23 protein-coding genes are annotated in these 24,892 nt (G+C 51.7%); 17 read left to right on the top strand and 6 right to left on the bottom strand.

The features are described from left to right. Positions 1 to 149 precede the first annotated feature (149 nt). The 16 genes from AF70_RS20825 to AF70_RS20750 all read left to right on the top strand — a co-directional run bounded on the left by AF70_RS20825 (position 150) and on the right by AF70_RS20750 (position 16,059). Positions 150 to 1,421, top strand: a complete 1,272-nt coding sequence (locus AF70_RS20825; RefSeq protein ID WP_028939770.1) for a DUF6369 family protein — start codon at positions 150 to 152, stop codon at positions 1,419 to 1,421. Then, a complete protein-coding gene (locus AF70_RS20820; protein WP_028939769.1) occupies positions 1,418 to 2,878 on the top strand; it encodes an oligosaccharide flippase family protein in 1,461 nt (486 codons plus the stop codon). Before AF70_RS20825 ends, AF70_RS20820 begins: the two co-directional genes overlap by 4 nt. Next, a complete protein-coding gene (locus AF70_RS20815; protein WP_019581974.1) occupies positions 2,875 to 4,026 on the top strand; it encodes a polysaccharide pyruvyl transferase family protein in 1,152 nt (383 codons plus the stop codon). The genes AF70_RS20820 and AF70_RS20815 overlap by 4 nt, the downstream gene beginning before the upstream one ends. 19 nt (positions 4,027 to 4,045) lie before the next feature. Beyond that, positions 4,046 to 4,909, top strand: a complete 864-nt coding sequence (locus tag AF70_RS20810) for a polysaccharide lyase (protein ID WP_026331906.1) — start codon at positions 4,046 to 4,048, stop codon at positions 4,907 to 4,909. Further along, a complete protein-coding gene (locus AF70_RS20805) occupies positions 4,910 to 5,452 on the top strand; it encodes a DapH/DapD/GlmU-related protein (protein WP_019581976.1) in 543 nt (180 codons plus the stop codon). Between the two features lie 39 nt (positions 5,453 to 5,491). Continuing rightward, entirely contained in the window at positions 5,492 to 6,466 is a 975-nt protein-coding gene (locus AF70_RS20800; RefSeq protein ID WP_032831008.1) for a hypothetical protein, read from the top strand. 35 nt (positions 6,467 to 6,501) lie between these two features. Next, a complete protein-coding gene (locus AF70_RS20795) occupies positions 6,502 to 6,957 on the top strand; it encodes a polysaccharide biosynthesis protein (protein WP_230172850.1) in 456 nt (151 codons plus the stop codon). Further along, on the top strand, positions 6,958 to 7,434 hold the full coding sequence (locus AF70_RS20790; RefSeq protein ID WP_028939767.1) for a glycosyltransferase: 477 nt from the start codon (positions 6,958 to 6,960) through the stop codon (positions 7,432 to 7,434). 54 nt (positions 7,435 to 7,488) lie between these two features. Continuing rightward, the gene (locus tag AF70_RS20785; RefSeq protein WP_019581980.1) at positions 7,489 to 8,916 is read left to right on the top strand and encodes a mannose-1-phosphate guanylyltransferase/mannose-6-phosphate isomerase; all 1,428 of its coding nucleotides are present in this window, start codon (positions 7,489 to 7,491) and stop codon (positions 8,914 to 8,916) included. A gap of 12 nt (positions 8,917 to 8,928) precedes the next feature. Next, positions 8,929 to 10,272, top strand: a complete 1,344-nt coding sequence (locus AF70_RS20780) for a UDP-glucose/GDP-mannose dehydrogenase family protein (RefSeq protein WP_019581981.1) — start codon at positions 8,929 to 8,931, stop codon at positions 10,270 to 10,272. A gap of 416 nt (positions 10,273 to 10,688) precedes the next feature. Then, on the top strand, positions 10,689 to 10,967 hold the full coding sequence (locus AF70_RS20775) for a hypothetical protein (protein ID WP_028939766.1): 279 nt from the start codon (positions 10,689 to 10,691) through the stop codon (positions 10,965 to 10,967). Positions 10,968 to 11,053: 86 nt separating this feature from the next. After that, positions 11,054 to 12,166, top strand: coding sequence for a polysaccharide biosynthesis/export family protein (locus AF70_RS20770; RefSeq protein ID WP_172901206.1), 1,113 nt, complete (start codon positions 11,054 to 11,056; stop codon positions 12,164 to 12,166). Between the two features lie 14 nt (positions 12,167 to 12,180). Further along, positions 12,181 to 12,840, top strand: coding sequence for a YjbF family lipoprotein (locus tag AF70_RS20765; RefSeq protein ID WP_032831007.1), 660 nt, complete (start codon positions 12,181 to 12,183; stop codon positions 12,838 to 12,840). Then, positions 12,837 to 13,604, top strand: coding sequence for a capsule biosynthesis GfcC family protein (locus AF70_RS20760; protein ID WP_028939765.1), 768 nt, complete (start codon positions 12,837 to 12,839; stop codon positions 13,602 to 13,604). The genes AF70_RS20765 and AF70_RS20760 overlap by 4 nt, the downstream gene beginning before the upstream one ends. 8 nt (positions 13,605 to 13,612) lie before the next feature. Then, entirely contained in the window at positions 13,613 to 15,703 is a 2,091-nt protein-coding gene (locus AF70_RS20755) for a YjbH domain-containing protein (protein WP_019581986.1), read from the top strand. Then, complete coding sequence (locus AF70_RS20750; protein ID WP_019581987.1) at positions 15,700 to 16,059, top strand: VanZ family protein; 360 nt, start codon at positions 15,700 to 15,702, stop codon at positions 16,057 to 16,059. Before AF70_RS20755 ends, AF70_RS20750 begins: the two co-directional genes overlap by 4 nt. A gap of 415 nt (positions 16,060 to 16,474) precedes the next feature. Here the strand turns inward: AF70_RS20750 and AF70_RS20745 are convergent, their stop codons facing one another. From AF70_RS20745 to AF70_RS20725, 5 genes are all read right to left on the bottom strand, one after another. Continuing rightward, the gene (locus AF70_RS20745) at positions 16,475 to 17,869 is read right to left on the bottom strand and encodes an undecaprenyl-phosphate glucose phosphotransferase (RefSeq protein WP_019581988.1); all 1,395 of its coding nucleotides are present in this window, start codon (positions 17,867 to 17,869) and stop codon (positions 16,475 to 16,477) included. A gap of 492 nt (positions 17,870 to 18,361) precedes the next feature. Then, positions 18,362 to 19,030, bottom strand: a complete 669-nt coding sequence (locus AF70_RS30080) for a winged helix-turn-helix domain-containing protein (protein WP_019581989.1) — start codon at positions 19,028 to 19,030, stop codon at positions 18,362 to 18,364. A 38-nt stretch (positions 19,031 to 19,068) separates the two neighbouring features. Continuing rightward, a complete protein-coding gene (locus AF70_RS20735; RefSeq protein WP_019581990.1) occupies positions 19,069 to 19,824 on the bottom strand; it encodes an EAL domain-containing protein in 756 nt (251 codons plus the stop codon). Between the two features lie 12 nt (positions 19,825 to 19,836). Next, positions 19,837 to 20,565 (bottom strand): winged helix-turn-helix domain-containing protein, encoded by a 729-nt coding sequence (locus AF70_RS20730; RefSeq protein WP_019581991.1) that lies wholly within the window; start codon positions 20,563 to 20,565, stop codon positions 19,837 to 19,839. A 605-nt stretch (positions 20,566 to 21,170) separates the two neighbouring features. Next, positions 21,171 to 21,584, bottom strand: a complete 414-nt coding sequence (locus AF70_RS20725) for a VOC family protein (protein ID WP_019581992.1) — start codon at positions 21,582 to 21,584, stop codon at positions 21,171 to 21,173. 246 nt (positions 21,585 to 21,830) lie between these two features. Here AF70_RS20725 and AF70_RS20720 point away from each other — a divergent pair, with 246 nt between their 5' ends. After that, positions 21,831 to 23,642 carry an ABC transporter ATP-binding protein gene (locus AF70_RS20720; protein WP_019581993.1) on the top strand — a complete coding sequence of 604 codons (1,812 nt, stop codon included), beginning with the start codon at positions 21,831 to 21,833 and terminating at the stop codon, positions 23,640 to 23,642. 21 nt (positions 23,643 to 23,663) lie between these two features. On the opposite strand, the gene AF70_RS20715 is transcribed toward AF70_RS20720, so the two are convergent. Then, positions 23,664 to 24,881, bottom strand: coding sequence for a YbfB/YjiJ family MFS transporter (locus tag AF70_RS20715; protein ID WP_028939764.1), 1,218 nt, complete (start codon positions 24,879 to 24,881; stop codon positions 23,664 to 23,666). Between the last annotated feature and the right edge of the window lie 11 nt (positions 24,882 to 24,892).

The raw sequence follows: 24,892 nt of genomic DNA, 5'->3' as shown, positions 1-24,892 counted from the left end.
TTTTTATCGCTATTGCTGCACCGGATCATTAGCCAATGGGCATGATCAAACCGATATTTCATGGAAGCGCTACGTCCTGAGGAAGATGACGAAAAATCCTGGGGCGGTAGCGTGTCAAATGACAACATCAGCATAAAGAATATCAAACTATGTTTTACCTATTGTCTCTTATGGCTTTGTCAGCGGGTTTGCTTGCAGTAAAAGCCCCGAAATACTCAATTATATTTTTTGGCGTAATGCTGTCTGTTATCCCTACCGGGAATTCCTATAGCGAAATTATATCCTTAAAGGGGATCTATTTTTTCGATTTTTATATAGCTGGCGGACTGGGGGCGCTGTTAATAAGGCAGGTCGTGACACAAAGAACTCAATTAACAGTGCCTGCCGGCCTTCTTTTTGGATGTGGGCTCTACGTGGTGTTGCTCGCGTGTGGCTTAATAGGATCTCCGAGTAAATACCTATTAAAAGACACTCGACCATTTATAATGATCCTGTCATTTATTGTGCTCGCGAACATTGTTTCGCTGGCAGCGAAAACATTGACGCTGCAAACAATACTGAAAATATTGATTGCGATGACCGCCTTTAATATATTGGATATCGCTTGGCTGCGATTGGGTCTGTACAGTTTTCAAGACGTCTACTATGAAGAAAACGCCTACAGGTACCTTGATGGCGGTACATACGCAGCCGTTGCATATCTAATATATTATTTTATAGATCCACGCATATTTGAAGATAAGAAAAATCTGGCGAGGATCTGTTTGATGACCTCATTCCTCTGTCTGTTCATCGCCAATTCGAGATTTATCTTTGTTTCTGTTTTTGCAGCTATCATCATTCACCAATATACAAAGCCTGCCCGAATGATGGGTGTCATGCTATTAGGTTCGGTTGTATTGTTGGCCTTTATTGAAGTCAGTAACATGATTGGTGCTGATCGAATCAATGATGCGTTGTCATCTGAAGGCTTGGCAGTTCAGCTAACCACTCGCTTCAGCCCTGCGCTGGACTTGATAAGAAATATGAACCCCATGCACTACTTTGTCGGGCTAGGGGCCGGAACCCCTTTTGAAATTCCCTGGTTTGAATACCGTGGTCTCGATGACAAAAACTCGAATATCGACAGTGCGTACTTAACGTATTTTGTCAAATACGGGGTCATCGGCTTGTACTTGCTATTCGTATTTACTACGTCCATAACTCACCACTTAAAAACCCGTGTAGCGGTATCAATAGCCACCTTTCTGGCGCTGATGTTCATCGTATCGGCCACACCTTATCAGCCGTACGCTATCGGAATTGCTTATAGCGCAATCATTTTACGTGCCCTTTCGGAAAACACCGCCAGGCAACGTAAAAAAGCACTGACACTTCATCAACCGCTGATCACTCCACCTTTACAGGTTGAAGCCAGATGAACAATATGCTGTTGAAAAAATTTGTGTCCAGCACTGCGTGGAGTTTCATATCAGCAGTGGCTACGAAAGTCTCGGTTGTCATTACGGGTATCTTGGTCGCCAGAGTACTGGGTGCACAATCATTTGGAGAATATGGCCTGATACAAAGCGCCATTGTCATGCTCGCCAATGTGGCCGCCCAAGCCACAACGACGGCGACGGCTAAACATATTGGTCAGTTTAAAGAGACGTCTCCGGAAAAAACGGGCAGGGGTATCGCTTTAACGCTGATTTTTTCCTTATCCTTTAGTTTAATGATCATTGGCGTCGCCCTGTTTTTTCCGCTTTTCTTCTCCACCATTATTCTCGGCTCCGACAATCTGAAATATGTATCACTGATTGTATTGAGCACCATCACCTTCATCATTTTATCTGGATGGACCCAAGGCTGTTTAACTGGCTGGGGGCAATATCGGTCTATTGCGACGATCAATGGAATTATCGCCATCGTCGGGATCCCGGCAACTTACTTCTTGACGACAAAATTCAGACTCAATGGTGCGCTGCTGGGGTTGGCGTGCTCTCAACTGTTAATCGTGTTCTTTAGCGCGCTTGCATGCTGGAAAACATTGAAGGCAAAGAATACGGCGCTCAGTTTCAAAGGGGCAATGACTGAAAAGCATACCGTTCTTTCGGTCGGACTCCCGGTCTTGCTGACAGGACTGATGGTCGCTCCAATGAATTGGTTCGCGAATAAATTGCTGGCAGAAACAAGTAACGGGTTCGCCGCGTTAGGCATGTATGCAGCTGCCATGCAATGGAATGCAATATTCTCACATGTCTCCGTGGTATTAGGCTCCGTACTTGTCCCGATGCTAGCCGCAACGCTAGGAGGAAAAAGCCGGAAATTAGACGCCTTGAATTTTCTGTCTGGCTGGCTAATTGTATTGATCATTATACAGCCGGTCATCATGTTCCCCGAACTGCTGGCAAAACTCTATGGCAACAGCTTTCTCGGTCGGGATTTTGAAATAACGTTAATTCTGGTCATTCTGGGCTCGCTGCTAAGTGCATTTAAATCCGGCGTTTCAAGAAAAATGATCGTGATGGATTTAGCGTGGTACAGCGTCATGAGTAATATTTTGTGGGGTGTATTGTTCATATCCGGGGCCCTGCTCCTGAGGGAAGAAGGCGCCATCGGAATTGCCAAAGCATTCATTGGCTCGCAATTAATACACTTCCTGCTAGGCTTACCCTATTTCATATACAAAAAAATATTACCCTTGGAGTTGCTTGTCACCCCGAGAATATTGATTTTGTGGACATTGCCTTTTGTCAGTTTCATCTCAAGTGCTTACGTTGAAAGTGTCCTGTACCGACTGATGATAGTGGTCGTGATTTTTATCTATATTCTAGCGACGACATTTACCTTGAATACTATGTTTAATGAACCCGTAGAGATTGGAAGCCCAGCATGAATTCCAGTAAAGTTTATATCCGTGGTGCTTACGGCCCAGGCAATCTAGGTGATGACATATTGATGCTGTGCGTCATCAATATTCTGAAAAAAAGATACAAAGAGTCGGACATTGCCGTGGGGGTGGATCATCCAGCTGTCGCCAAAAATTTTAACCCGCGCATAAAATGGTTGCATATCAAGGAGCCCGTCAAAGCAGACTTGGTGGTTTTAGGGGGTGGCGGTCAGTTTTTCTCGTTCATTCCTCCCGCCAGGAAGGCTTCCTCAATTCAACTTAAGGTGTCAAAACTTTACAAAAGCATAAAAGCCCAAACGGATTTGAAATCCACTCTTTTACGTTTGTATGTAGGGATGCGCGGCGGGATAGACAAAATATTCTTTCATCGTCGTCTTGCTGCATTCTGTATCGGTTTAGGCCCGTTTGATGGTGGCGGCAAGCCGCTGAATCGCGCAGTCAATGTCATTAATCGTTGTGACTATATTTCCGTCAGGGATGGTACAAGCCAAAAGCATTGCAATGCTTTTGGTAAATCGGATGTCGACGTGTACACCGATCCGACCTTGCTTTCTGACCTATGGATCTCTAATACCGATCTGAAGATAAACAGCGTAAATAAGAACAAATACCTGTCATTTATCCTGCGGGATTGGCCGCATGATGCGAATGGGCAAAAATTCATCGAGGCTATGGTTCAGGCCGCTCATGAACTGTCCAAGCGTGGAGAGCATGTTCGTCTGGTGTCACTGTATAAAGAGCGCGACCAGCATCTTATCGATAAGCACCACACGTTTGAGTGGTTGTGCTGGGATGCCGCCGTCGATACGCCAGAGACGTTCATGGCGAAATTGATAGTTGAATCCGACGTCATTATCAGCGCCAGGGCGCATGGCGTACTTTTGCCTGCTTCCTTAGGCTATCCAACCATTGCAGTTGAAATCGAAAACAAGCTAAAAAAAGTACATGAGATGCTTCCTCGCGGCACCAAGCTGGTCAGCGCCCCTGACCATAACCTGATCATGGCGACCATTGGCGAATTCAGGCAAGCCAGAGAGCAAATGGCAGAGCACCTCAAACAAGAGATTTCACAGAGATCATCCATCGCACAAAATGCTGTTGATGATTTTTTGGCATGGGTCGATAAGAAATAAAATCAGAGGGGCAACTTACGTGAAAAAAAAAGCCTCGACGTTAATCGCTTTAGCCCTCTCTCTGCATGTGGCTACGAGCAGTGCATCCGATATAAATGACCGCTGTGAACAAAATGTTGAAAACATCTACCCAACACTTCCAGAAGATTCACAGGTGTTCGCCAGTCGTCATGGCAACAGGCGCGCACAGGACAACATAAAAGGCAGTGCTAATTTAACAAACAAAACCTACAGTCATGAAATAAAAGACATTACGGTGCATTATCCCGCCGGGTCGTACGATCCAGGTTCGATGGTCCGGTTGGGGTTGCCCTATGGGGGGATTGAATTCAAATCCAAGCTCAAGCAGCCGGGTAGGGAATGCCTGATTCTTACGTATGAATTGAAATTCGATAAGAACTTTAATTTTGTAAAAGGCGGAAAACTTCCAGGGCTCTACGGCGGCACAGGCAATACCGGCGGAAAAATACCTAATGGCCATGATGGTTTTTCCACTCGCTACATATGGAAAGAAAACGGTGTCGGTGCAATCTATGCTTATTTACCCACCAGCAAAACATGGGGCACAGCGATAGGCCTGGGTTCCTGGACGTTTAGTGTCGGCCAGTGGCATACATTGGAACAACTCGTAAAGTTGAATACGCCGGGTCGCGCCGATGGCGTGATTTCTATTTGGTATGATAAGAAACTGGTGCACTCCGAAACCGGGTTGACGTTCAGAGACACTAAGAACCTGACGATCGATGGACTGCTATTTTCTACGTTCTTCGGTGGAAACAATGCATCCTTCGCCACACCTGCCAGTACCAATATACAGTTCAGAAATTTCGTAATGAGTTCACATCGCATCGCTAATACATCAGGGCAGAGTGCAGGTAACTAGATGAAGAACTTGAAGCTCAATATCAAGAAGGTCGCCGTGGCCTTGTTTAATACGGCGCTTAACCTGGTTTTCTTTTTCAGTTTGAGACGCTCACTGCTAAGGGCGACGGGCTGCCGTATTGGCGTTAAAACCACTGTCCATAGGAAAGTCGTTTTTTTTTCATTCGGTAAGTTCTCAGTAGGAAAAAACTGCACCATAAATTACAACTGTTACATGGATAATAGAGCGGGAATTCGCATCGGCGACAATGTCAATATATCTCATGGCACAAGGATTTATACACTGGGGCACGATATCGACGACCCCATGAGTCACACGGTCGGGAAGCCGGTTGTCATTGAAGATAACGTTTGGATCTTTCCCAGTGTGATGATTATGCCAGGCGTCAAAATAGGAAAAGGTGCAGTCATTTATCCTGGTAGCGTTGTTACACGCAATATTGAAGAGTATTCGATTGTGGGAGGGAATCCGGCTAAACATATTCGCTTCAGAAATAAACACATTCAGTACAGCGCGGATTTTCCTATTTGGTTTGCATTGTAGTGCCCAGTTTTCTTTACTATTCTTACGCAGGATTCAGAAGTGAAATCATTAATGATCGCATGGGTCGGCTATCAACGACGCGCCGACACAATGAAAAAATATTGGGCGTATGACATTCTACATCTACCTAATAAATTCAAAAAAAAATATGCACGTCCATTGGATTATTTAATTAAGGCTTTTAAAACTATTAAATCGCTTTTTGTCGGTGCGCCGGAGGTTCTTTGGGTCCAGTTGCCGCCGAGCCCTGTGTTGCACATAGCACTGGCCTACAAGTTTTTTATTAATAGGCGCCTCAAGATTATTGCTGATGTACATAATAGTTTGTTGCGCAAGCAATGGATAACCTTCCCGGGCACAGTGTCCTTGCTCAATAAAATTGACGCCGTTGTGGTTCATAACTTCAAAGTCAAAGAGGAGTTGTCCCGCTCAGGCGTTAATGTGGAAAATATTTTCATCCTGGAGGATTTGCCGTGTGATTTTAATACTCCTCCTGCCAGTGATCATCAGACACCCTACGTGCTTTTTCCCTGTTCTTTCGATGTCGACGAGCCGATAGAAATCGTTATTAAGGCAGCCAAAGAAATGCCGCATGTAGACTTTTTTATCACCGGGAGGTACGGAGGAAAGTTGTCCGGAGCTCTCATCGCGTCAATGCCAGACAATATAAAGCTTACGGGTTTTCTGAGTAAATTGACTTTCGAACAACTGCTGTGCAACGCAAACGTCGTTCTCGGCCTGACAACGCGCGACAATGTCCAGTTGAGTGTGGCAAACGAAGCGGTTAGCGCCGGCAGGCCGATGGCACTTTCGAACACACCAGTACTGCGATCATTGTTTTCGGACGCTGCTGTATTTGTTGATACGTTAGACCCCCTGTCAATAAAGTTCGGACTTTCTCAACTCCTCGAAAATGAAGAGCTCTATAAGGAAAAGTCAGCGTTGTTGAAAGCCAAGCGAATAACACGTTGGGAGGGGCAGGCGGAGTTATTGAAAGCAGCTGTTGTTATCTAATGATGTCTATTAATCCTGACAGAAAGGGATTCGTCATGAATCAATCGTATGATGTTTTACTGATTTGTTCCGGAGGTGGGCACTGGGTACAAATGAGCAAACTGCTTCCAGCGTTTGACGGCCAAAAAGTCAACATTGCTACCGTCGATACAAGCGTTCGCTCACAGTACCCACTTCACGATTTTGTTAAAGTTCCCGATTTCAATAGAAGTGAGCCCTTCAAAATAATTAAAGGGTTCTGTCAGATCTTCAACATCGTTTACCAAAGTAAAGCGAAATATGTCATCTCTACGGGAGCTGCACCGGGTCTGCTGGGTTTGATCACGGCAAAGATCATGGGAAAAAAAACGCTGTGGATTGATAGTATCGCGAATCCAAAAAAAATATCGTTGTCCGGCAGAATAGCTTCTTGTTTTGTAGATGAAATACTCACGCAATGGCCCACTCTTTCAGAAAACGGCAGGGCTCAATATAAAGGGAGGGTTGTTTAAATGATATTCTGCAGCGTTGGTACTCAAGCACCCTTTGAGAGAATGCTCAGCTATTTAAGTGAATGGAGTCATGCAAACCCCCATATCCCTATTGTTGCCCAAGTCGGCAATGATGAAAGGGACTTGGGGCACATTAGCGCATTCAAGACAATAGCCGAACCTTTTTTCTCCGAAAACTTCAACGCCTCAACAGTTGTCGTTTCTCATGCGGGCATGGGTAATATCATTCGCTCGCTTGAGCTGGGAAAGCCAATAGTTATTGTGCCCCGGGATAGTAGCCGTGGTGAACACATTAATAACCATCAGTACGACACTGTCGAGAATTTTTCGGGCTTTCCATCTGTTTTCATTGCCCATGATAAAGACGAGTTTTTTTCGGCTATCGATTCGGCACTCAATTACAGCAATGCTGAAATTCCTTTGGATTTCACAGAAAGAGATCGTTTAATCAGTTATGTAAAGTCATTTGCGTCTTGACTCCTCGCTGTTTGTCGGCGCTCTCTTATCACTTTTAATTATTGAGTAATCGCTATGATTCCAGTTATTTTGTCTGGTGGTTCAGGCACACGTCTGTGGCCGCTTTCAAGAGCACTCAAGCCAAAACAGTTTATGTCGATACACGGTGATCTGAGTTTATTTCAAGCTACTTTGGATAGAATAAAGAATCTGTCTGCAGAGGGAGATAGCTTAAGTCCTCCGATAATCGTTTGTAACGAAGAGCATCGCTTTATCGTGGCTGAGCAAAGCAGATCACTGGATATAAAGCCACAAAAAATACTATTGGAACCCTCTGCGCGAAATACCGCGCCCGCTATAGCGGCTGCGACACTGACAGCCCTGGAGGACGGGGATGATCCTATCCTGTTGGTTTTGGCTGCAGACCATGTAATAGCCGACGTTGATGCTTTTAAGGCTTCCTTGGCGTTGGCTAAGTTGGAAGTCAATAAAGGTAGAATTGTTACCTTTGGGGTTGTACCCACTAAGCCAGAGACGGGTTACGGCTATATCCGTACTCAAACGGGTGCTGCCGACGGCGCTGCGCACGTCGATGCTTTTATAGAAAAGCCCGATCTGGAAACAGCACAAAGCTACCTTGCACAAGGAAACTATTTCTGGAATAGCGGAATGTTTATGTTCCGGGCTTCCGTCATGAAATCGGAACTGGAGCGCTTGAGTCCTGACATCATTGTCGCAGCAGAGCTTTCTCTCGCCAACGCAACGCATGACCAGGATTTCACCAGGCTCAGTCAGGTGGATTTCGTGAACGCGCCCAATGTGTCCATTGATTATGCGGTCATGGAAAAAACCGACATCGCTTCAGTCGTTACCCTCAACTCCAGTTGGAGCGATCTTGGTGCATGGGATTCGGTTTGGGAGGCGGGAACGAAGGATGAAAATGAAAACTGCACACAAGGGGATGTGTTGCTGCAAGGCGTTACTAACAGCTATGTCCACTCCAGTCATCGTCTAGTTACTGTTCTGGGTATAAGTGATGTCGTTGTCGTCGAGACGTCGGACGCGATATTGGTGACGACCAAGGACCACTCTCAAGACGTCAAGAAAATAGTGTCTGAACTCACTAAAAATAATCGAGTCGAGGGGGCTAGTCATCGTGAAGTCTATCGGCCGTGGGGGAAATATGACTCAGTGGACCAAGGTCATAGATATCAAGTGAAGCGAATCACCGTCAAACCGGGGCATAAACTTTCCGTTCAGCTTCACCATCATCGGGCAGAACACTGGATCGTGGTCTCAGGAACCGCAAATGTGCAAATCGCTGACAAACAGGTGTTGTTGACCGAAAACCAATCTACCTTCATACCCATCGGGGTTGTGCACTCCCTTGAAAACCCGGGGAGAATTCCTCTTGAGTTGATAGAAGTTCAATCAGGTTCTTACTTAGGCGAAGATGACATCGTTCGTTTTGAAGATCGCTATGGTCGCCTCGAGCTCGTTTAAAGGATTATTAAAATGAATGTTACGGTTTTTGGAATAGGTTATGTGGGCCTCGTGCAGGCCGCTGTACTTGCTGACGCAGGTCATGACGTATGTTGCGTAGACGTCGATGCTATTAAAGTCGAGAACCTGAAGAATGGAATTATTCCTATCTATGAGCCTGGGTTGAGTGCTCTTGTAGAAAAATGCCATGAAGCAGGACGTTTACATTTCACAACTGATGCCGCACAAGGCGTGCGTCATGGTGAAATCCAATTTATTGCAGTCGGTACGCCTCCAGACGACGATGGCAGTGCTGATTTAAAATACGTGCTGTCTGTTGCCACCACCATCGCACTCAACATGACGGAGGCTAAAATTATTGTTAACAAGTCTACTGTGCCTGTTGGTACGGCGGATAAAGTCAGAGCTAAAGTTTCCGAAGTATTGACGTCCCGGGACCTTGAGGTGGAGTTTCACGTTATCTCCAATCCCGAGTTCCTGAAGGAAGGTTCTGCGGTGGCAGACTGCACCCGTCCCGATAGAATTATCATAGGCAGTGATAGCAGTTACGCGGTGGACCGAATGAGGCAACTCTATGAGCCTTTCAACAGAAACCACGAAAAAATCATCACGATGGACATCAGAAGTGCTGAACTGACGAAGTATGCGGCCAACTGTCTACTGGCAACAAAAATTTCATTCATGAATGAAATGGCCAATTTTGCCGAGCGATTGGGCGCGGACATTGAGGCCGTTCGTAAAGGCATCGGCTCTGATCCACGGATTGGCTACGATTTTATCTACCCCGGCTGTGGCTATGGCGGCTCCTGTTTCCCAAAAGATGTACAAGCCCTGGAACGCACCGCGTCGTCGATCGGCTATAAAGCAACGCTTTTGTCAGCCGTAGAGGAAGTCAACAAGCGACAAAAGGAACATCTCTTCGAGCATATCCAACATCACTTCGATGGGCAGCTGGAGGGAAAAACGTTTGCTATTTGGGGCTTGGCTTTCAAGCCCAATACAGACGATATGCGAGAAGCATCCAGTCGCGTCCTGATTGAACAGTTGCGTAGCGTTGGCGCCAGAGTACAAGCCTTCGACCCCGAAGCGATGGCCGAAACACAACGCATTTACGGGATGAATGAAGACTTGCTTTTAATGGGGACTAAAGAAGCCGCGCTTCAAGGTGCTGATGCCTTGATCATTGTCACAGAATGGCGCGAATTCAAAGCTCCCGACATGGACCTTATAAAGGAAAAATTGAGCGCTCCTGTCATATTTGACGGTCGTAACATATTTGATCCTCACCGCATGAAAGCCAATGGATTCGACTACTATGGTATCGGTCGTGGTCTATCGGTAAGGCCTGTCATTTAATTCTGCCCAGGTCGCAAACACCATAAAAGGCTCTTCCATACTTGTCCGTGTGCTGACGCGGACAAGTCCGGTAGTCAACAAACTTAGATAATGCTGACCATTAATAACAATGCTTCAGCGCACTGGAAGATTTTCGTACAAGAATTTGCAGAAAAAAATAGTAAAACTTCGGTTAATTTCTTAGAAAATCAGAAAAAAATGCGCCCGGGCCTCTCGTGAGCGTGCAGTCTATTCCAGCCTTTCGAGGAATGTTGGCCACTGGTTTACGTTACCAACGAGTGAGATGATTCCCAGGAGGCGACGTGCGTGATCTGACAAGATCTTTGTGAAGTGATCATTGCCTCTTCATCTCCGTTCCATTCCTGCTCCCTTATTATGAAGTTATATAAGGGTCTAATATCGAGAAGGAGTCTGATATGAAGAAACTACTTACGGCCAGCTTGCTGGCTGTCATGAGCACCGCAGCATTGGCGGCGGATGAACCGGCTGCTGAAACGGCGGCTGAAACGGCTAGCGAGCCACTGTCCCTGAGCACTCCGCTGGTTGGGGACGTGACGGTCGCCGAAACCGTGGTGATCGGCGCGGCCATTGTCGGCGCTGCGGCGGCCGCTTCAAACTCTGGAGGCAGTTCCAATGGCGGTACCTCTGGAACGGGTGGCACAACCGGTACTGGTGGTACGACGGGTACCAACTAAACCCCGCGAAGTATGTTGTTCAAGATCACTCAGAACTTTCTGAGTGATCTTGTTTTAGATTTGCCCTCGACTAGCGTAGTGCCATTATGATCCGTAGATTATCTGTTGTTATGCTGGCAAGTATCAGCTTGCACGGCTGTATGTTTTCGCCTGGTCAACACATGGACACCAGTCAAATGGTCAGTGACGGCTCTCCGGAAAGTAGCCGAGTGGAGCTTATTCCCATCACGCCTAAATTGATTGCCATGGATGCCGCCACGCAAGTTCGCGAATCCGTTCCCCCGGCATTGTTGTCCTATGTTCCAGGCGGTTATCGCGTGGGTGCCAACGACCTGTTATTTATCACGGTCTGGGATCACCCCGAGTTGACGGCGCCTTCGGGGCCGCAACAGCAAATCGATGCCAACGGGCGTCTGGTTCGTCCGGACGGCACGTTGTTTTATCCCTACATCGGTAATATCCCAGCCGCCGGTAAAACCATTGAAGAGTTGCGGGCCTTTATTGCCGAGCGCTTGTCGCAATTTGTCGAAAGCCCCCAGGTCGACGTCAGCGTATTGCGCTTCGCCAGCCAGACTGTGGTGATTTCCGGTGCGGTGCTCAAAGCTGGCCAACAGCCGATCACTACCACACCGTTGAGCGTGGTGGAGGCCGTTGGCGCGGCCGGTGTGGACCCCTCGAACGCAGACCTGTCAGGCCTGACGCTGACCCGGGACGGGCGCGAATACAAGCTCGATCTGGACACCCTCAATCGCCAGGACTCACAGCTGCAAGCCGTTTACCTCAAGGGCGGCGACCGGCTGTACTTGCCGTATAACGACCAAAAGCGGATCTATGTCATGGGTGAGGTCAACTTGCCTCGCGCGCTGAGCTTCAAAGGCAAGTCGATCAACCTGACCGATGCGCTGGGCACAGTGGGTGGCTTGAACCAGACTACCTCGAACGGCAATGCGGTGTACGTGATTCGCGGCGCCGACCACCTGGAAACTGAACCGGCCAAGGTGTTCCAACTCGATGCCGAATCCCCTTCGGCCCTGGTACTGGCCACCCGTTTCGACTTGCAACCGCAAGACATCGTCTATGTCGGCCCGGCCGGCGTGACGCGCTGGAACCGTCTGATCAGCCAGCTTCTGCCTACGGCCAGTGTCCTGGGGACCGGCGCCAGCTCTCTCAATAACCTCAGCGAAGCCAACAGCAGATAAGGCTCTATCCCGCCGTGAAAACTTTGCCTACCTGCGCCGGTCTGACGATGGCGCTCTTGCTGTGCGGGTGTAACCCGTTGATGAAGGCCTCCTGGGACACCCTTGAGACATCCGTCGCGGGGCCTGCCTCCATCAATTTGACCCGTGCTCAGGTCGACGCCGTGCCGTATCCGCAGATTCTGGTCACCACCCCCTCCAGTGAGGGTGTGATGGCCATGGCTCGTCGGCGGGGCGACCTGCAGTTCTGGGTCGCATCTGGCAAGCAGGTGCTGATGATGCGCGACGGTCTGGTGGTGCGCACTGTCGGGCTGGGCGTTTCCCTGGACGGTACTCGCTTCAATGAAGAGTCGCCCTTCAAGCGTGGCCTTCAGCATTTGCCCGACGGCTATACCAGCACGCGCTGGATAGACATCTACGACGGCAACCGCATCGGTATCGCGGTCAACAGCCGTTTCAGTCCCCATGGCATCGAGACCATCAGCATTCTGGACAAGGATTACGCCTTGCTACGCATCGACGAGCAGGTGGATGCACCCGCCCTGAATTTCCGCGCCACCAACCGCTACTGGGTCGACCCCCAGGACGGTTTCATTCTGCGCAGCGAGCAGCATCTGACGCCGCAGCTGTTTCTGAAAATCGTGCAGGTGCGCCGTGATCGGGGAGCTGCCCGGTGAAGTGTTCAAACCTTTTCTTGCTTGGCCTGCTGTTGATCGGCCCGGGCGTGGGCCAGGCGGCCGTGACAGTCAGCGGTGACGTGCGTAGCCCTGGCCAATTCGAAATCAAGCCCGGTGCGCGCTTGCTGGATGTCATTCGTAACGCCCAACCCAATGCCGAAAGTTACTGGCTGGGCGCGGCGTGGCTGCACCGTTCATTAGTGGACAAGCAGACGCGTTTGAAAGCAGGTGTTCTGTTCGATCTGAAACTGCTGCAACGGGGGGCCTTGCTCGATGGCAAAAACACGCGAGCAGAATTGAGCGCGCGCCTATATGAGCAGGTCGCGCAACTGCCGGTCACCGGACGTCAGGTCGCGGTGCTCGATCCGATCGCTGTGGAAACGGGGTTCGCCCGCAACGCGCTGCTGGATGATGGCGACCATCTGATTTACCCCCAGCGGCCGTCCACCGTGGAAGTTTTCGGGGCGGTCGCGCAGCCTTGTCAGGTACCTTACCGAGCCCTGCAGGAAGTGCGTGCCTATGCCCGTGACTGCGCCATTCTTGGCGACGCCGAGGGCGACTATCTGTGGCTGATCCAGCCTGACGGCCAAGTGCGGCGCCTGGGCGTGGCGGCGTGGAATCGTGAGGATGGCGTCGTGGCGGCGCCCGGCAGCAAGATCCTGGTGCCGATCAGGAGCGACGATCTCGAGACGCCGACCCCTGAGCTCAATCAACAACTGGCCGAGTTTCTCGCCACTCAACCGCTGGCTGAGGTGGCCCCTTGAAGTGCCCGTTGAAGTTACGTTTTGCTGCTGCATTGCTCCTGCCCTGCGGATTGGCTCACGGTGAACCGCGCTACACCCAGAGTGATTTTGGTGGCGTTGGTCTGTTACAGACCCCCACCGCGCGCATGGCCCCTGCGGGGGAGTTGAGCGTCACGGCCAGTCGTACCGACCCTTATTCGCGCTATAGTTTTTCCTTGCAGCCACTTGATTGGCTGGAGGGATCGTTTCGTTACACCGCAATCTCCAACCGCAGGTACGGCACCGAAGAATTGAGCGGTGATCAGAGCTTCAAAGACAAGGCCATCGACGTCAAGGCGCGGCTTTGGGAAGAAAGTCACTGGGCACCGCAGGTTGCCATCGGTGCGCGGGACATCGGTGGTACCGGGCTGTTTTCCAGCGAGTATTTCGTCGCCAACAAACGTTATGGCGACCTCGATTTCAGCCTGGGCATTGCCTGGGGTTATCTGGGTAATCGAGGGGATTTCAGTAACCCGCTTTCGGTTTTGGGCAGCCAGTTCAACGACCGCCCGCAGAGCACTGCAGTTGTCGCCAGGGCAGGGGACGTGAACACCAACGCTTACTTCAGGGGCCACCCTTCGTTGTTTGGCGGGATTGCCTATCAAACGCCCTGGGAACCACTGAGCCTGAAGATCGAGTACGAGGGCAACGATTACAAGAATGAGCCACTGGACAACCCGCTCAAGCAAGACCTGCCGATCAACTTCGGTGTGGTCTACAAGCTGGCCGACAGCGTCGACCTGAGCGCCGGTTGGGAGCGTGGCAATACGGCGATGTTCGGCATCACCCTGCACACCAACTTTGTCAGCCGCAAGGCACCGGTGAAGACCTATGACCCTCCCGCCGAGCCTCTGCCGGCGCAGGCACCATCAACTCCGGCCGACCAGGTCAACTGGGCCGATGTCTCCAATCGGTTACAGCAAAATGCTGGCTATAAGGTCAAACGCATTACCCAACGCGGTTCGGAGCTGATGGTGTATGGCGAGCAGTCTCGCTATTTTTATTCGGCCAAGGCTGTCGGGCGGGCCAGCCGGATTCTCGATAACAGCGTCAATCAGGACATCGATTGGTTCACCTTGGTGAATCAGCGTTATGACATGTCTATCGAAGAAACCAGCGTGCCGCGAGAAACCTTCCGCGCGGTGGTGAACAACGACCAGCCGCTGAAGGATCTACACCGTACGACCGAGGTCAATCCGGCGACTGCACACCGGGAAACCACGCTCTATACCCAGGCGCTGGAGCCGTTCAGCTATGGCTTGGGCCTGGGCTATAAACAGAACATCGGCGGCCCCAACGGCTTGCTCTATCAGTTCACCGCCGATGCCGACGCGGAGTACCGTTTCACCCGCAACACCTGGTGGAGCGGCTTGCTCAGCGCCAACCTGCTGAACAACTACGACAAGTTCACCTACGACGCACCGAGCGGGTTACCGCGAGTGCGCACCGATTTACGTCAGTACCTGACCACCTCCGATGTGACGATGCCGACGTTCCAGTTCAATCACGCGGCGCAGCTGGATCGGGACTGGTATGGCATGGTCTATGGCGGCTATCTGGAATCCATGTATGCCGGGGTCGGCAGCGAAGTGCTGTATCGACCTAACGGGAAACGCTGGTCGGTGGGCGCCGATCTGAATTTCGTGCGCCAGCGGGATTTTGATCAGGGCTTTGGCCTGCGCGATTACCAGACCATAACGGGTCATGTCACCAGCTATACTGAATTGCCCAATGACATGCTTGCAGCGGTCAGCGTCGGGCGTTACCTGGCACGGGACTGGGGCACCACCGTCGACTTGTCGCGTGAGTTCAAGAACGGCGTGAAGTTTGGCGGCTGGGTCACCCTGACCACTGCGTCGAAGGCGGAATATGGCGAGGGCAGCTTTGACAAAGGCATCTACATTTCCATCCCGTTCGACGAGTTGATGAGTACCTCGACCATGCGCCGTGCCAATATCGTCTGGGCGCCACTGACCCGTGATGGCGGTGCACGCCTGAACCGTTCCTACTCGTTGCAGACCATGACCGACGGACGCAACAGCGACCTGTTCTACAACAACTTCGAGAAAATTACCGAATGATCACGTGGCTTAAAGGCTTGGTCGAGTTGCCATTCTGGCTCCGGGGCTTGGTCTTTGCCGCGGTGACTATGATTCTGCTGTACGCAGGTTTGCGTCCTCAGCCGATCCCTGAGCTGTTCGTCGAAGAGGACAAGCTGCATCACTGGATCGGCTTTCTGGTATTTGCATGCAGTTGCCGTTTGGCTTTCCCCAATGTGAAGTTTACCTGGACAGCCTTGGGGTGTTTGCTCGCAGGCGTACTCATTGAGCTCGCGCAAGGTATGATGCCGCTGCGTACGGCCTCGCCCTACGACATGCTGGCAAATAGTATCGGCGTGTTAATGGGGTTATTGATTTCAAGGTACTGGGTACGTTGAAAAGGCGTTAGGCACCTGGCAGTTTGTCGGTATGTTGTAACCGTTGACCCTCGCTATATCCCCCCCTCCAGCAACACCTCTCTTGCCACTCCATCCGGCATATGTTCCGTAATGCAATCTGTAGCAGCTGCCGAGCCTGCGAGGCTGCGTTCGGCTGCGCAGCAGTCGTCAAACCAGAACTTGCGGTGCATCAGGCAAACCACGTCAGCCGGATTCACGACTGCTGCGCAGCCGAACGCAGCCTCGCAGGCTCGACAGCTGCTACGGGCGAACGCAGCCGTTGGCAGCTGCTACAAAACAGAGGGCGAATGGGGTGAGGCGGGGGAGAGAGGCTCGGGCAGTCAGAGATCTGACTGCCCGGACTGCGGCTCTGTTAGCCACAAGCTGAAGAACAGGCGGGGGGGAATCGCAGCGGTTAATAGATGTCCTTGGAAAAGAGCGTAAAGGGCGTCTTGATCAGGATCTTGATGTCGAGCCACAACGACCAGTTGTTGATGTAGTTGAGGTCGATCTCTACGCGCTTTTGCATCTTGTCGAGGGTCTCGGTTTCGCCACGGCAGCCACTGATCTGGGCCAGCCCGGTGATGCCCGGTTTGATTCGATGACGGGCCATGTAGGCCTGGATTTTGCCGGTGTAGTAGTCGTTATGGGCAATCGCGTGCGGCCGCGGCCCGACCAGCGCCATATGGCCTTGCAGTACGTTGAAGAACTGTGGCAGTTCATCGATGGACGTGCGTCGAATGAAACGGCCAACCGGGGTAATGCGTGGGTCTTCACGGCCGGCCTGGCGGACTTGATGGTCGTCGTGCAGGCGCATGGAGCGGAATTTCCAGACCTTGATGATCTTGCCGTTCCAGCCGTGCCGTTCCTGTTTGAAAATGATCGGCCCCGGGGAGGAGATCTTCACTGCGACGGCGATCACCAGCAGCAGTGGACTGAAGGCGATCAGCGCCAGGGCGGCGAGGCCTCTGTCCAGCAGGGTCTTGCTCAGTGCCGCCGTCGGGTAGCTGGTCAGCGGGCTTTCATTGAGGTGGATGGCGGGCAGGCCATCCAGCTCGCTGACGGAATGATTGAGCAACGTCATGCTGCCCAGGTCGGGAACCCAGACCACATCGACATTCGAGTCGAGGAGGTCGATGTACAGCGCTTCGACCTGTTTGGCTTCGCTCAAGGGCAGCGCGATGTACAACCGCCGGACATCGTGCACCCGGATCAGCTCGCGCAGTTCCTGCAGCTGGCCCACGATCCGGTGGGTATTGACGTTGGTCGACAGCTCGTTGGGTTTTGAGCTGATCAGGCCGACCAGCGGTGGAAACTCGGTTTTGGCCAGTTTGTCCGCCAGATTCACCGCCAGTTGGTCGGTGCCGATGATCAGGGTGTTATTTTGGCTATGCAATTGCCGGTGGTAGTGTCTGGAAAAACTATGCAGAGGCAGGTACAGCAAGGCCTGCACGCAATAACCTGCCACAGCCCAGACCATGATGATCTCCCGGGAGAACAATTCGCTGGTCTTGCTGAGAAAGCCAATGCTGGTCATCCCGGCCAGCAGCAGCAGCCATCCCAGCAGCAAGCGTCCCAGGCCGGAGAGGTATCCATGTTGCTTGTGATAGACCAGCAGCAGGGAGTAAGAAGGGACCGAGCCCAGGAAAGTCAGCACGGCAAGCACACGATAATGAGCTTCGATTTCTCCTGTCTGGTACAACGCCAGAGCAAATAACAACGCATTGACCGAAGTGATGGCAATTATCCATTGCCCCCAGAAGGTCAGTCCTTTGGATATGCTGTTTCGATTAATACGATTATGTACCATCGCGGTGTCCCTCGGGCGTGCGCCACGTTGTGTATCAGTCGACGGTTAATAAATGGCAGCCGCGCGCAAAGGCTGAGCGAGCGCAGTTCGGTCAGAAGTTATTTTTATTATTGGAAGGGAATAACGCGGGCTACGGCTGGCCATCCGAATGTTGTTTTCAAGTCAGCTGATACGGTTGTCTCAGTGTCCGGTTTTTATATTAGTATCTTAATCTTTGTGGGTGTCTGACGAATTATAACGGACACTACTTCCAGGGCCCATGTTATAAAAGGTCGTGCTCTTTCATTAGGAGGGCATCGCTAAATCGTCTATAAATTTACAGCATTCCGATAAACGCTTGCCCGCCATGTGGAGGGAACCGGGCAGGAACTATGGAGAGACAGATGTGCGAGGGACAGGCGGCGGGAAATACAAGGCGAGGTGGTTAGGCAGTCAAGCGGTATCGGGTGGGGCGGAAAATCGCATTTATTGTTATTGTTTTTGCGATCTCGCTCAGTAAGCGATTCTGATCCTTTGTGCCAGGCAATAACCACGGTTTCTGACCGAGCGAATCAGGCGTTCCCCGTTGGCGGCAGTCTTGAATTTTTTCTGCAGCCGGCTCAAGCACATTTCAAGGCCGCTGTAATTCTCCGGGTCTTTATCGATGCGTAGAATAAGATCGTTCTTGCTGAGTACCCGTCGATCACTGATGACCAGTTGGGTGAGCATTAACGATTCGGTGCTGGTCAATGGGATGGTTATATCTTCCTTGATTAATGTTCTGTCGTCGGCATTAAACCACCAGATGTCGGGGTTACCCTGCGACTCTTTAATCCGGCTGACTGCAGAGATGAACTCTTCGTCTGCCACCGGTTTCTTGAGAAAGCCATCAACCCCGAAATGCGAGAAGTGATGGAGTTCTGAATGTTCCGAGTTGGGAGTTATGAGTATGATTTCCGCATCTTTTTGATTCTTGCGGATAAAGCTGACATCGCTCAGCGAGATATCGGCCTGATCGAGCAGGATGTGCGTGAATCGACTCTTTCGGATGCGTTCGCTGCTGAGTTTGCCAGATTCGATTTCAAAAGATAAATACAGGCGTTGTGCGAGAAGCGATTCTATAGCTTGTCGTGCCAGTTGATCTCGGGTGAAAATTAGAAAGCTGTTGTTTGACGTATTCACAATAAGGCTCCTTCCTAGTTTGGTGAAATTTTTAAAGCTTAAATAACCTCGGTCGGAGAGTAATATCTCCCCTGGAAAAAATCGAAAGGCATGCTACGGGCCAGTGTGTGCAGTGCTTTGTGCTCGACCCGGTCCGCGATGAATCTGATCTTGCTGTCATGGATCATGCTGCTCAGGCAGTCGTAAGATCTGTTGAAAAAGTCCTGGCTGTTGTCGACCATGATGTCGAAATTGGATCGGGTCAGGTCTACTTTTATATAATCGAACAGCTTCGGGCTGATCAGTTTTTCAGCGCTGTCATCGCTTAAGTCATAGCCATCGAAAGCAATCTCGATCCCGTTGTCCTTCAATAAGTGAATGTGATTGATAATGGTTCTTTTTTCTTTGAGGTTGAACGAAAGGAGCGAACTGCCGTTAATGCTGGGGATTAACTGTTGTTCATGCTTCTTGAGTGTCGTTTGAGCGTCGTTCAGTTCTCGGATGAACGCTTTATCCAATAACGCGGATTGGTTCATGGTCACGAATAATTTATTGGGTGTCTGTACGGATGGGGACGACGTGACCTCGATCTGTGAAAGGGCATTTAATTGGATCCGCATCAGTACTTCACGATAAATCGCCAGCGGGTGATCGGGATGCAATGGCTGATACCCCTTGTTCAGAGGTGTCTGTTGTTTGGTCGCTTTGGCATAAATCTCACTGCCGAACAATTCATCGTTTCGCTTGAGAATTGATTGCCTGAAGAAAACCATGGCGAAGTTATCTTGCACGGTATATTGCCTGCTGGACTCCATCGTTTAGTCCCTTTAAGAATGAAAGTTTGCTTGCTTTACTGAAACGACCCCTCGAAGCAATCGATAGCCATAACCGCGAACACTATGAATGATGTTAATGCCGAAGTGCTTTTTGATTTTGTTTCGAAGGCGGCTTATGGATTTCTCCAGAACACGTGAGTCATAGAGCTTGATATTCAAACCCATGGATTCGGCCATGGAGTCATGGTGCAGGATATTACCTTCCGCATTAATAAGCGCATCCAGGGCTTTCATTTCCTGATAAGCCAGATCCAGTTTGAACTCATCGTTGTATAAGTGCAGGCATGTTTGGTCCAGGGTCAACTTAGTGGCGGACTGCCATTCAGGTGTTTCGAGCAACTCTGAAATTAACCTGGCTTTTTCATCCTGGTCGTTAGGTACATTGATACAATGATCGGCGCCGGCCAGGTAACATTCAATTTTGGTTTGCGGAGCGCGAAAATTGATTGCAACGATAATGGACAGTTCTGTTGGACTCGTACGTAATTTCTTGATGAGCGCCAGGCAGTCATTAAGAATGGAAGGGCTTTCAACGTCGATTAGTACGGCATCGTGGGCTTGAACTTCATTATCCGGGGTTAATGGGTTTGTGTAATCTAATGTATATATATGCGTGAGATTGGGTGCAAATAACAGTCGAAGTTTCTCCGCTGAGCGCCAAGTGCGCCCAATAGCGAGAATACCCCTCTGGCTATTTTCGATTTTGCTCTCAGTACTCATCGTGCAAATTACTCATATGTGCTGGCGTTGCAATCTTAATACACAAAATACTGAAATTATCTGACTTTTTATAACATTTTGGGCTTGTCAACAGGTGCCATTCTATCGCCAGTAGTTTCAGTTGATTCAATGACATAGCCAACTGTGGAGGCTTTAGCCAATTTGATTTTCTGATATCCGAATTAGTTGGTGAGCGCCTTTGCGTCGGACTAGGCCCTCTAGGTTGACTTTTCTATGATCAACACTGACGCGTGGCTGATCCGCGGATTGGGCTACAGAACGAGGCATCACTGAGAAGTCTTGCGTATAAATTGTGCGGAAGTCCGCATTTTTGATATCTGGAGTTGATTTATAAGGATATTCCACGGTGTTCTATGGCAGTTTAGGTGCGCGCTCGAAAGGCACCAGTTCAACTGTTGCCTCTTTTTAGGGCGAATGAGAGCGGGGGGGACATATTAATTGACTCCTTTTGCGTTGTATTCGTAATATTTTATGTCAAGAGCTGATTTTTTGAACGATGTAGTTGTTCCGTCTGGTTATTGAATAAAAAAAGCTAAAATTGATATCAAGGGGCCATTATACTTAAGTGTTAGTCTTGGGGCCCATCATCGGTCCTTTTCGCAATTAATCATCCATGACACGCCAAACCGATCGACCAGCATCCCGAAGCGTGCCGCCCAGAACGTCGTCTCCAATGGCATTTGAATACTCCCGCCTTGCGCCAATGCCGCAAACACTCGCTTTGCCTCAACCACGCTGTCGACATTCAACGACACCGAACAACCGCTCATGCCGGCGCTGGGGCGATCGGGTGTGGTATCCGACCCCATGATCGACTGATCCCCGACCAACAGGCGCGTATGAATGATCAGGTTGTGGCAGTCCGCTGGCACATGGTCGCGAGCCGGAGTTTCGCCGAAGGTCATCATGACTTCGATCTGGCCAGGCAGGCTTTTGGCGTAGAAATTGAAGGCATCCTGGCAGTCGCCGTTGAAGATCAGGTAGGGGTTGATTTTCATGTTCTGCTCCCGGTGATGGAATGGGGCACATTGGTTGGACGTTCAGGTTCGTCTACCAATCCCGATAGGCATTGACTCCTCATAGCAAAGCGCTAAAACGTAGTGCGCAACGATACTTTTTTAGATGTTTTTCCTATGGACGAGGCGAGGCTTATCGCCTCATATCCACGTAAGTGGGCGTTGCTCATTCCGCATACCGTATGACCTGCCGCGCCCCTCTACATCCGCCACCGAGCCCATTGCCCTATGCCTGTCCTTACCCGTTTCGCCTCTTTGCTCGACCAAGCGAGGCGTGCCTTGCTGCTGGTCTGGGGAACATCACGCGGGCTGTTCCTGGGGTTGGTGCTGGCGACACTGATTGCCGGGGTGCTGCCCGCATTGGCGGCCTGGTTGGGGCAGCGGATTGTCGACGCGGTCGTTACCGCCATGCAGTTGCACGCGCAACAGGGCAGCGCGCCGTTGTGGCCGGTCGTGCGCTATGTGTTGTTTGAAGCGGGCGTGCTTGCGTTGCTGTCCGGGACGCAGCGCGCGTTGTCGGTGCAGCAGTCGTTGTTGCGGGTGCAGTTGGGGCAGAAGGTTAACACGATGATTCTGGAGAAGGCCCAGACGTTATCGTTGGTGCAATTCGAGAATTCCGAGTTCTACGACAAGCTGGTTCGGGTTCGGCGCGAGGCATCGACCCGGCCGTTGGCGCTGGTGATGAAGTCGCTGGGGCTGATCCAGAACCTCATCGTGTTGATCAGCTTCGGTGTGTTGCTGGTGCATTTTTCGCCTTGGGCGCTGGTGTTGCTGGTGGTCGGGGCGTTGCCGGTGTTCTTTGCCGAAGCGCACTTTTCCGGGGATGCCTTTCGGCTGTTCACGCGCCGGGCACCGGAGAGTCGGCAGCAGAACTACATCGAGACACTGCTCTCCCATGAGGGCTACATCAAAGAGGTGAAGCTGTTCGGCTTCGCGCCGCTGTTGTTGCAGCGTTATCGGGACACGTTTGCTCGTCTCTACGCCGAAGACCGGCGCCTGACATTGCGTCGCGATGGCTGGGGATTTGTGCTGGGACTGCTGGGCACCGCGGCGTTTTATCTGGCCTATGCGTGGGTCGTGGTCGATACCGTTCACGGCAGCATCAGCCTCGGGCAAATGACCATGTACCTGGTGCTGTTCAAGCAGGGGCAGACGGCGGTGAGCAGCAGCTTGAGCGCGATCAGCGGTCTCTATGAAGATGGCCTTTACCTGTCGAGCCTCTATGAGTATTTGGCTGAGCCGGTGGTGGCCGATGCCGGAAGCCTTACCGTGGGTGCGGTGCCCGGCGATGGGTTGCGTTTCGAGAGTGTCGGTTTTCGTTATCCGGGGGCGAGCCGCGCTGCTTTGCAGGGCATCGATCTGCACCTGTTGCCCGGACACAGTGTTGCGCTGGTGGGGGAAAACGGCTCGGGCAAAACCACGCTGATCAAGTTGCTGACGCGGCTGTATCGCCCTGATCAGGGCCGCATTCTGTTGGATGGCAGTGATTTGCAGGCCTGGGAAGAAGAGGCGCTGAGACGGCGCATCGGCGTGATCTTCCAGGACTACATTCGCTACCAGTTCTCCGTCGGCGAGAACATTGGTGTCGGCGACACCCTGGCTTTCAACGATGAAACCCGTTGGCAGCAAGCGGCCGCCGAGGGTATGGCTGCGCCCTTCATCGAGCGTCTGGATCGTGGTTATGCCACGCAGTTAGGGCGATGGTTTGCCGGTGGGCAAGAGCTGTCCGGTGGGCAATGGCAAAAGATTGCCTTGTCTCGCGCTTACATGCGCCGCGACGCCGATATCCTGATTCTGGATGAACCGACCTCAGCCCTGGACCCGGCGGCGGAGGCTGCGGTGTTCGAGCATTTCAGCCAACACACTGAAGGGCGCATGACGTTGCTGATATCTCACCGCTTCTCCAGCGTACGCAATGCCGACCACATCATCGTGCTGGACCAGGGCGCGATCCTTGAGCGGGGTGATCACGACAGCCTGGTCGCGGCGGGTGGGCGTTATGCGCAGTTGTTCAACGTGCAGGCGCGTGGTTATCGATAGCCGCAAACTTGTGTTGCGCGATCATGAACAACTCATCGGCATCATCCGGTCCTTTAGCTTCAACAAGCGCAAGGCCTGTTCCAGCACGAGCGCGACGACGATGGCCCCGGCCGCGATGACGAACAGTAACCCGTGATGACCGCCGCTGGCGTTGAACAGCGCCGAGTAGGCAAACCCGGCGATGGCCTGAAAGGTTGCGAATGAAACCGTGGCGCGGCTCCAGGCCACTTGCTGTTGATGGTGTTGCGGTACCAGCTCATGCACCCGGGCCAGCGCCAGCGGCACGATGCCCGGCGGGAACGAACCGAGGATCACTGCCAGCAGGGCCAGGGCGGTGAACGAACTCGATATAGCCAGCAGGCCGACGGCAATCGCCTGCACCACCAGTACCAGGCGGATGCTCAGCTTCGCCCCCAGTTGATCGGCCAGAAAGCCATAACTCACCGGCCCGACTATCGCGCCCAGGCCGTACATCACCCAGATCAGTGCACCGACATGGGGCCCGGCACCGAGGCCGCGCGCCACGTAATCCACCAGAAACACCATGGCTGGCACCAGCCCGGCAGCCATGAACGCGTACTGTGCAAACAGCAGATAAAGGTTGGGATCAAACGGCGATTTGGTGTGCTGAGCGTGCGGTGCAGCCGTTTCATTGGCAACGGATGACGGCCAGCCAAACCAGCTGGCGGCGGTCAGAATCAAGGCCAAGGCGCCGAGCCCAAGCCAAGTGTTCTGTAAGCCAAGGCTCAGCAGCGGCGGAACGAGGGTGCCTGAGCCGGCAATCCCCAAGCCGATGCCCAGGAAAATCGCACCGCTGGCCAGGCCTCGGCGCGAGGCGGGCACATGGGGCAACACGGTCGCCGCCACCAGCACCATGATCGCGCCACCGGCAATCCCCGACAGCAATCGCCAACCGAAGAACCAGCTCACCGATAACGGAAAGGCACAGGCAAAAAACGCCAGTGTCACCGCCAGCATCATCAGCCGCAAAGCGGTTTTGTTGGATGTGCGACGGGCCAGCGGATGGCCGAGCAGTGCGCCGATCAAGTAGCCCACCAGATTGGCGGCGCCGAGGTACACCACGTCGCTGGCGGAAAACCACTGGGCCTGAATCAACGATGGTATCAACGGCGTGTAGGCAAAACGCGCCAGACCAATACTGACCAGGCTGGCGCAGAGACCGGCGAAGATCGGCAGCCAGATCGCGCTGCGCCCAGTGTCGAGGGATGTGCTGTGCATGGGAGCGGTCC

The organism is Pseudomonas sp. KD5 (genome assembly GCF_012932895.1).
In the GTDB taxonomy this organism is placed as follows: domain Bacteria; phylum Pseudomonadota; class Gammaproteobacteria; order Pseudomonadales; family Pseudomonadaceae; genus Aquipseudomonas.
Note: the sequence above shows the minus strand (reverse complement) of the source record. Positions and strands in the feature narration are given on the sequence as shown.

Excerpts from the sequence above, each read along its gene's own strand:
- AF70_RS20780 (WP_019581981.1), top strand. The coding sequence starts at position 8,929 with ATGAATGTTACGGTTTTTGGAATAGGTTATGTGGGCCTCGTGCAGGCC.
- AF70_RS20715 (WP_028939764.1), bottom strand. The coding sequence starts at position 24,881 with ATGCACAGCACATCCCTCGACACTGGGCGCAGCGCGATCTGGCTGCCG.
- AF70_RS20735 (WP_019581990.1), bottom strand. The coding sequence starts at position 19,824 with ATGGAGTCCAGCAGGCAATATACCGTGCAAGATAACTTCGCCATGGTT.
- AF70_RS20785 (WP_019581980.1), top strand. The coding sequence starts at position 7,489 with ATGATTCCAGTTATTTTGTCTGGTGGTTCAGGCACACGTCTGTGGCCG.
- AF70_RS20745 (WP_019581988.1), bottom strand. The coding sequence starts at position 17,869 with ATGGTACATAATCGTATTAATCGAAACAGCATATCCAAAGGACTGACC.
- AF70_RS20820 (WP_028939769.1), top strand. The coding sequence starts at position 1,418 with ATGAACAATATGCTGTTGAAAAAATTTGTGTCCAGCACTGCGTGGAGT.
- AF70_RS20795 (WP_230172850.1), top strand. The coding sequence starts at position 6,502 with ATGAATCAATCGTATGATGTTTTACTGATTTGTTCCGGAGGTGGGCAC.
- AF70_RS20805 (WP_019581976.1), top strand. The coding sequence starts at position 4,910 with ATGAAGAACTTGAAGCTCAATATCAAGAAGGTCGCCGTGGCCTTGTTT.
- AF70_RS20725 (WP_019581992.1), bottom strand. The coding sequence starts at position 21,584 with ATGAAAATCAACCCCTACCTGATCTTCAACGGCGACTGCCAGGATGCC.
- AF70_RS20825 (WP_028939770.1), top strand. The coding sequence starts at position 150 with ATGTTTTACCTATTGTCTCTTATGGCTTTGTCAGCGGGTTTGCTTGCA.
- AF70_RS20790 (WP_028939767.1), top strand. The coding sequence starts at position 6,958 with ATGATATTCTGCAGCGTTGGTACTCAAGCACCCTTTGAGAGAATGCTC.
- AF70_RS20730 (WP_019581991.1), bottom strand. The coding sequence starts at position 20,565 with ATGAGTACTGAGAGCAAAATCGAAAATAGCCAGAGGGGTATTCTCGCT.
- AF70_RS20815 (WP_019581974.1), top strand. The coding sequence starts at position 2,875 with ATGAATTCCAGTAAAGTTTATATCCGTGGTGCTTACGGCCCAGGCAAT.
- AF70_RS20720 (WP_019581993.1), top strand. The coding sequence starts at position 21,831 with ATGCCTGTCCTTACCCGTTTCGCCTCTTTGCTCGACCAAGCGAGGCGT.
- AF70_RS20775 (WP_028939766.1), top strand. The coding sequence starts at position 10,689 with ATGAAGAAACTACTTACGGCCAGCTTGCTGGCTGTCATGAGCACCGCA.
- AF70_RS20750 (WP_019581987.1), top strand. The coding sequence starts at position 15,700 with ATGATCACGTGGCTTAAAGGCTTGGTCGAGTTGCCATTCTGGCTCCGG.
- AF70_RS20770 (WP_172901206.1), top strand. The coding sequence starts at position 11,054 with ATGATCCGTAGATTATCTGTTGTTATGCTGGCAAGTATCAGCTTGCAC.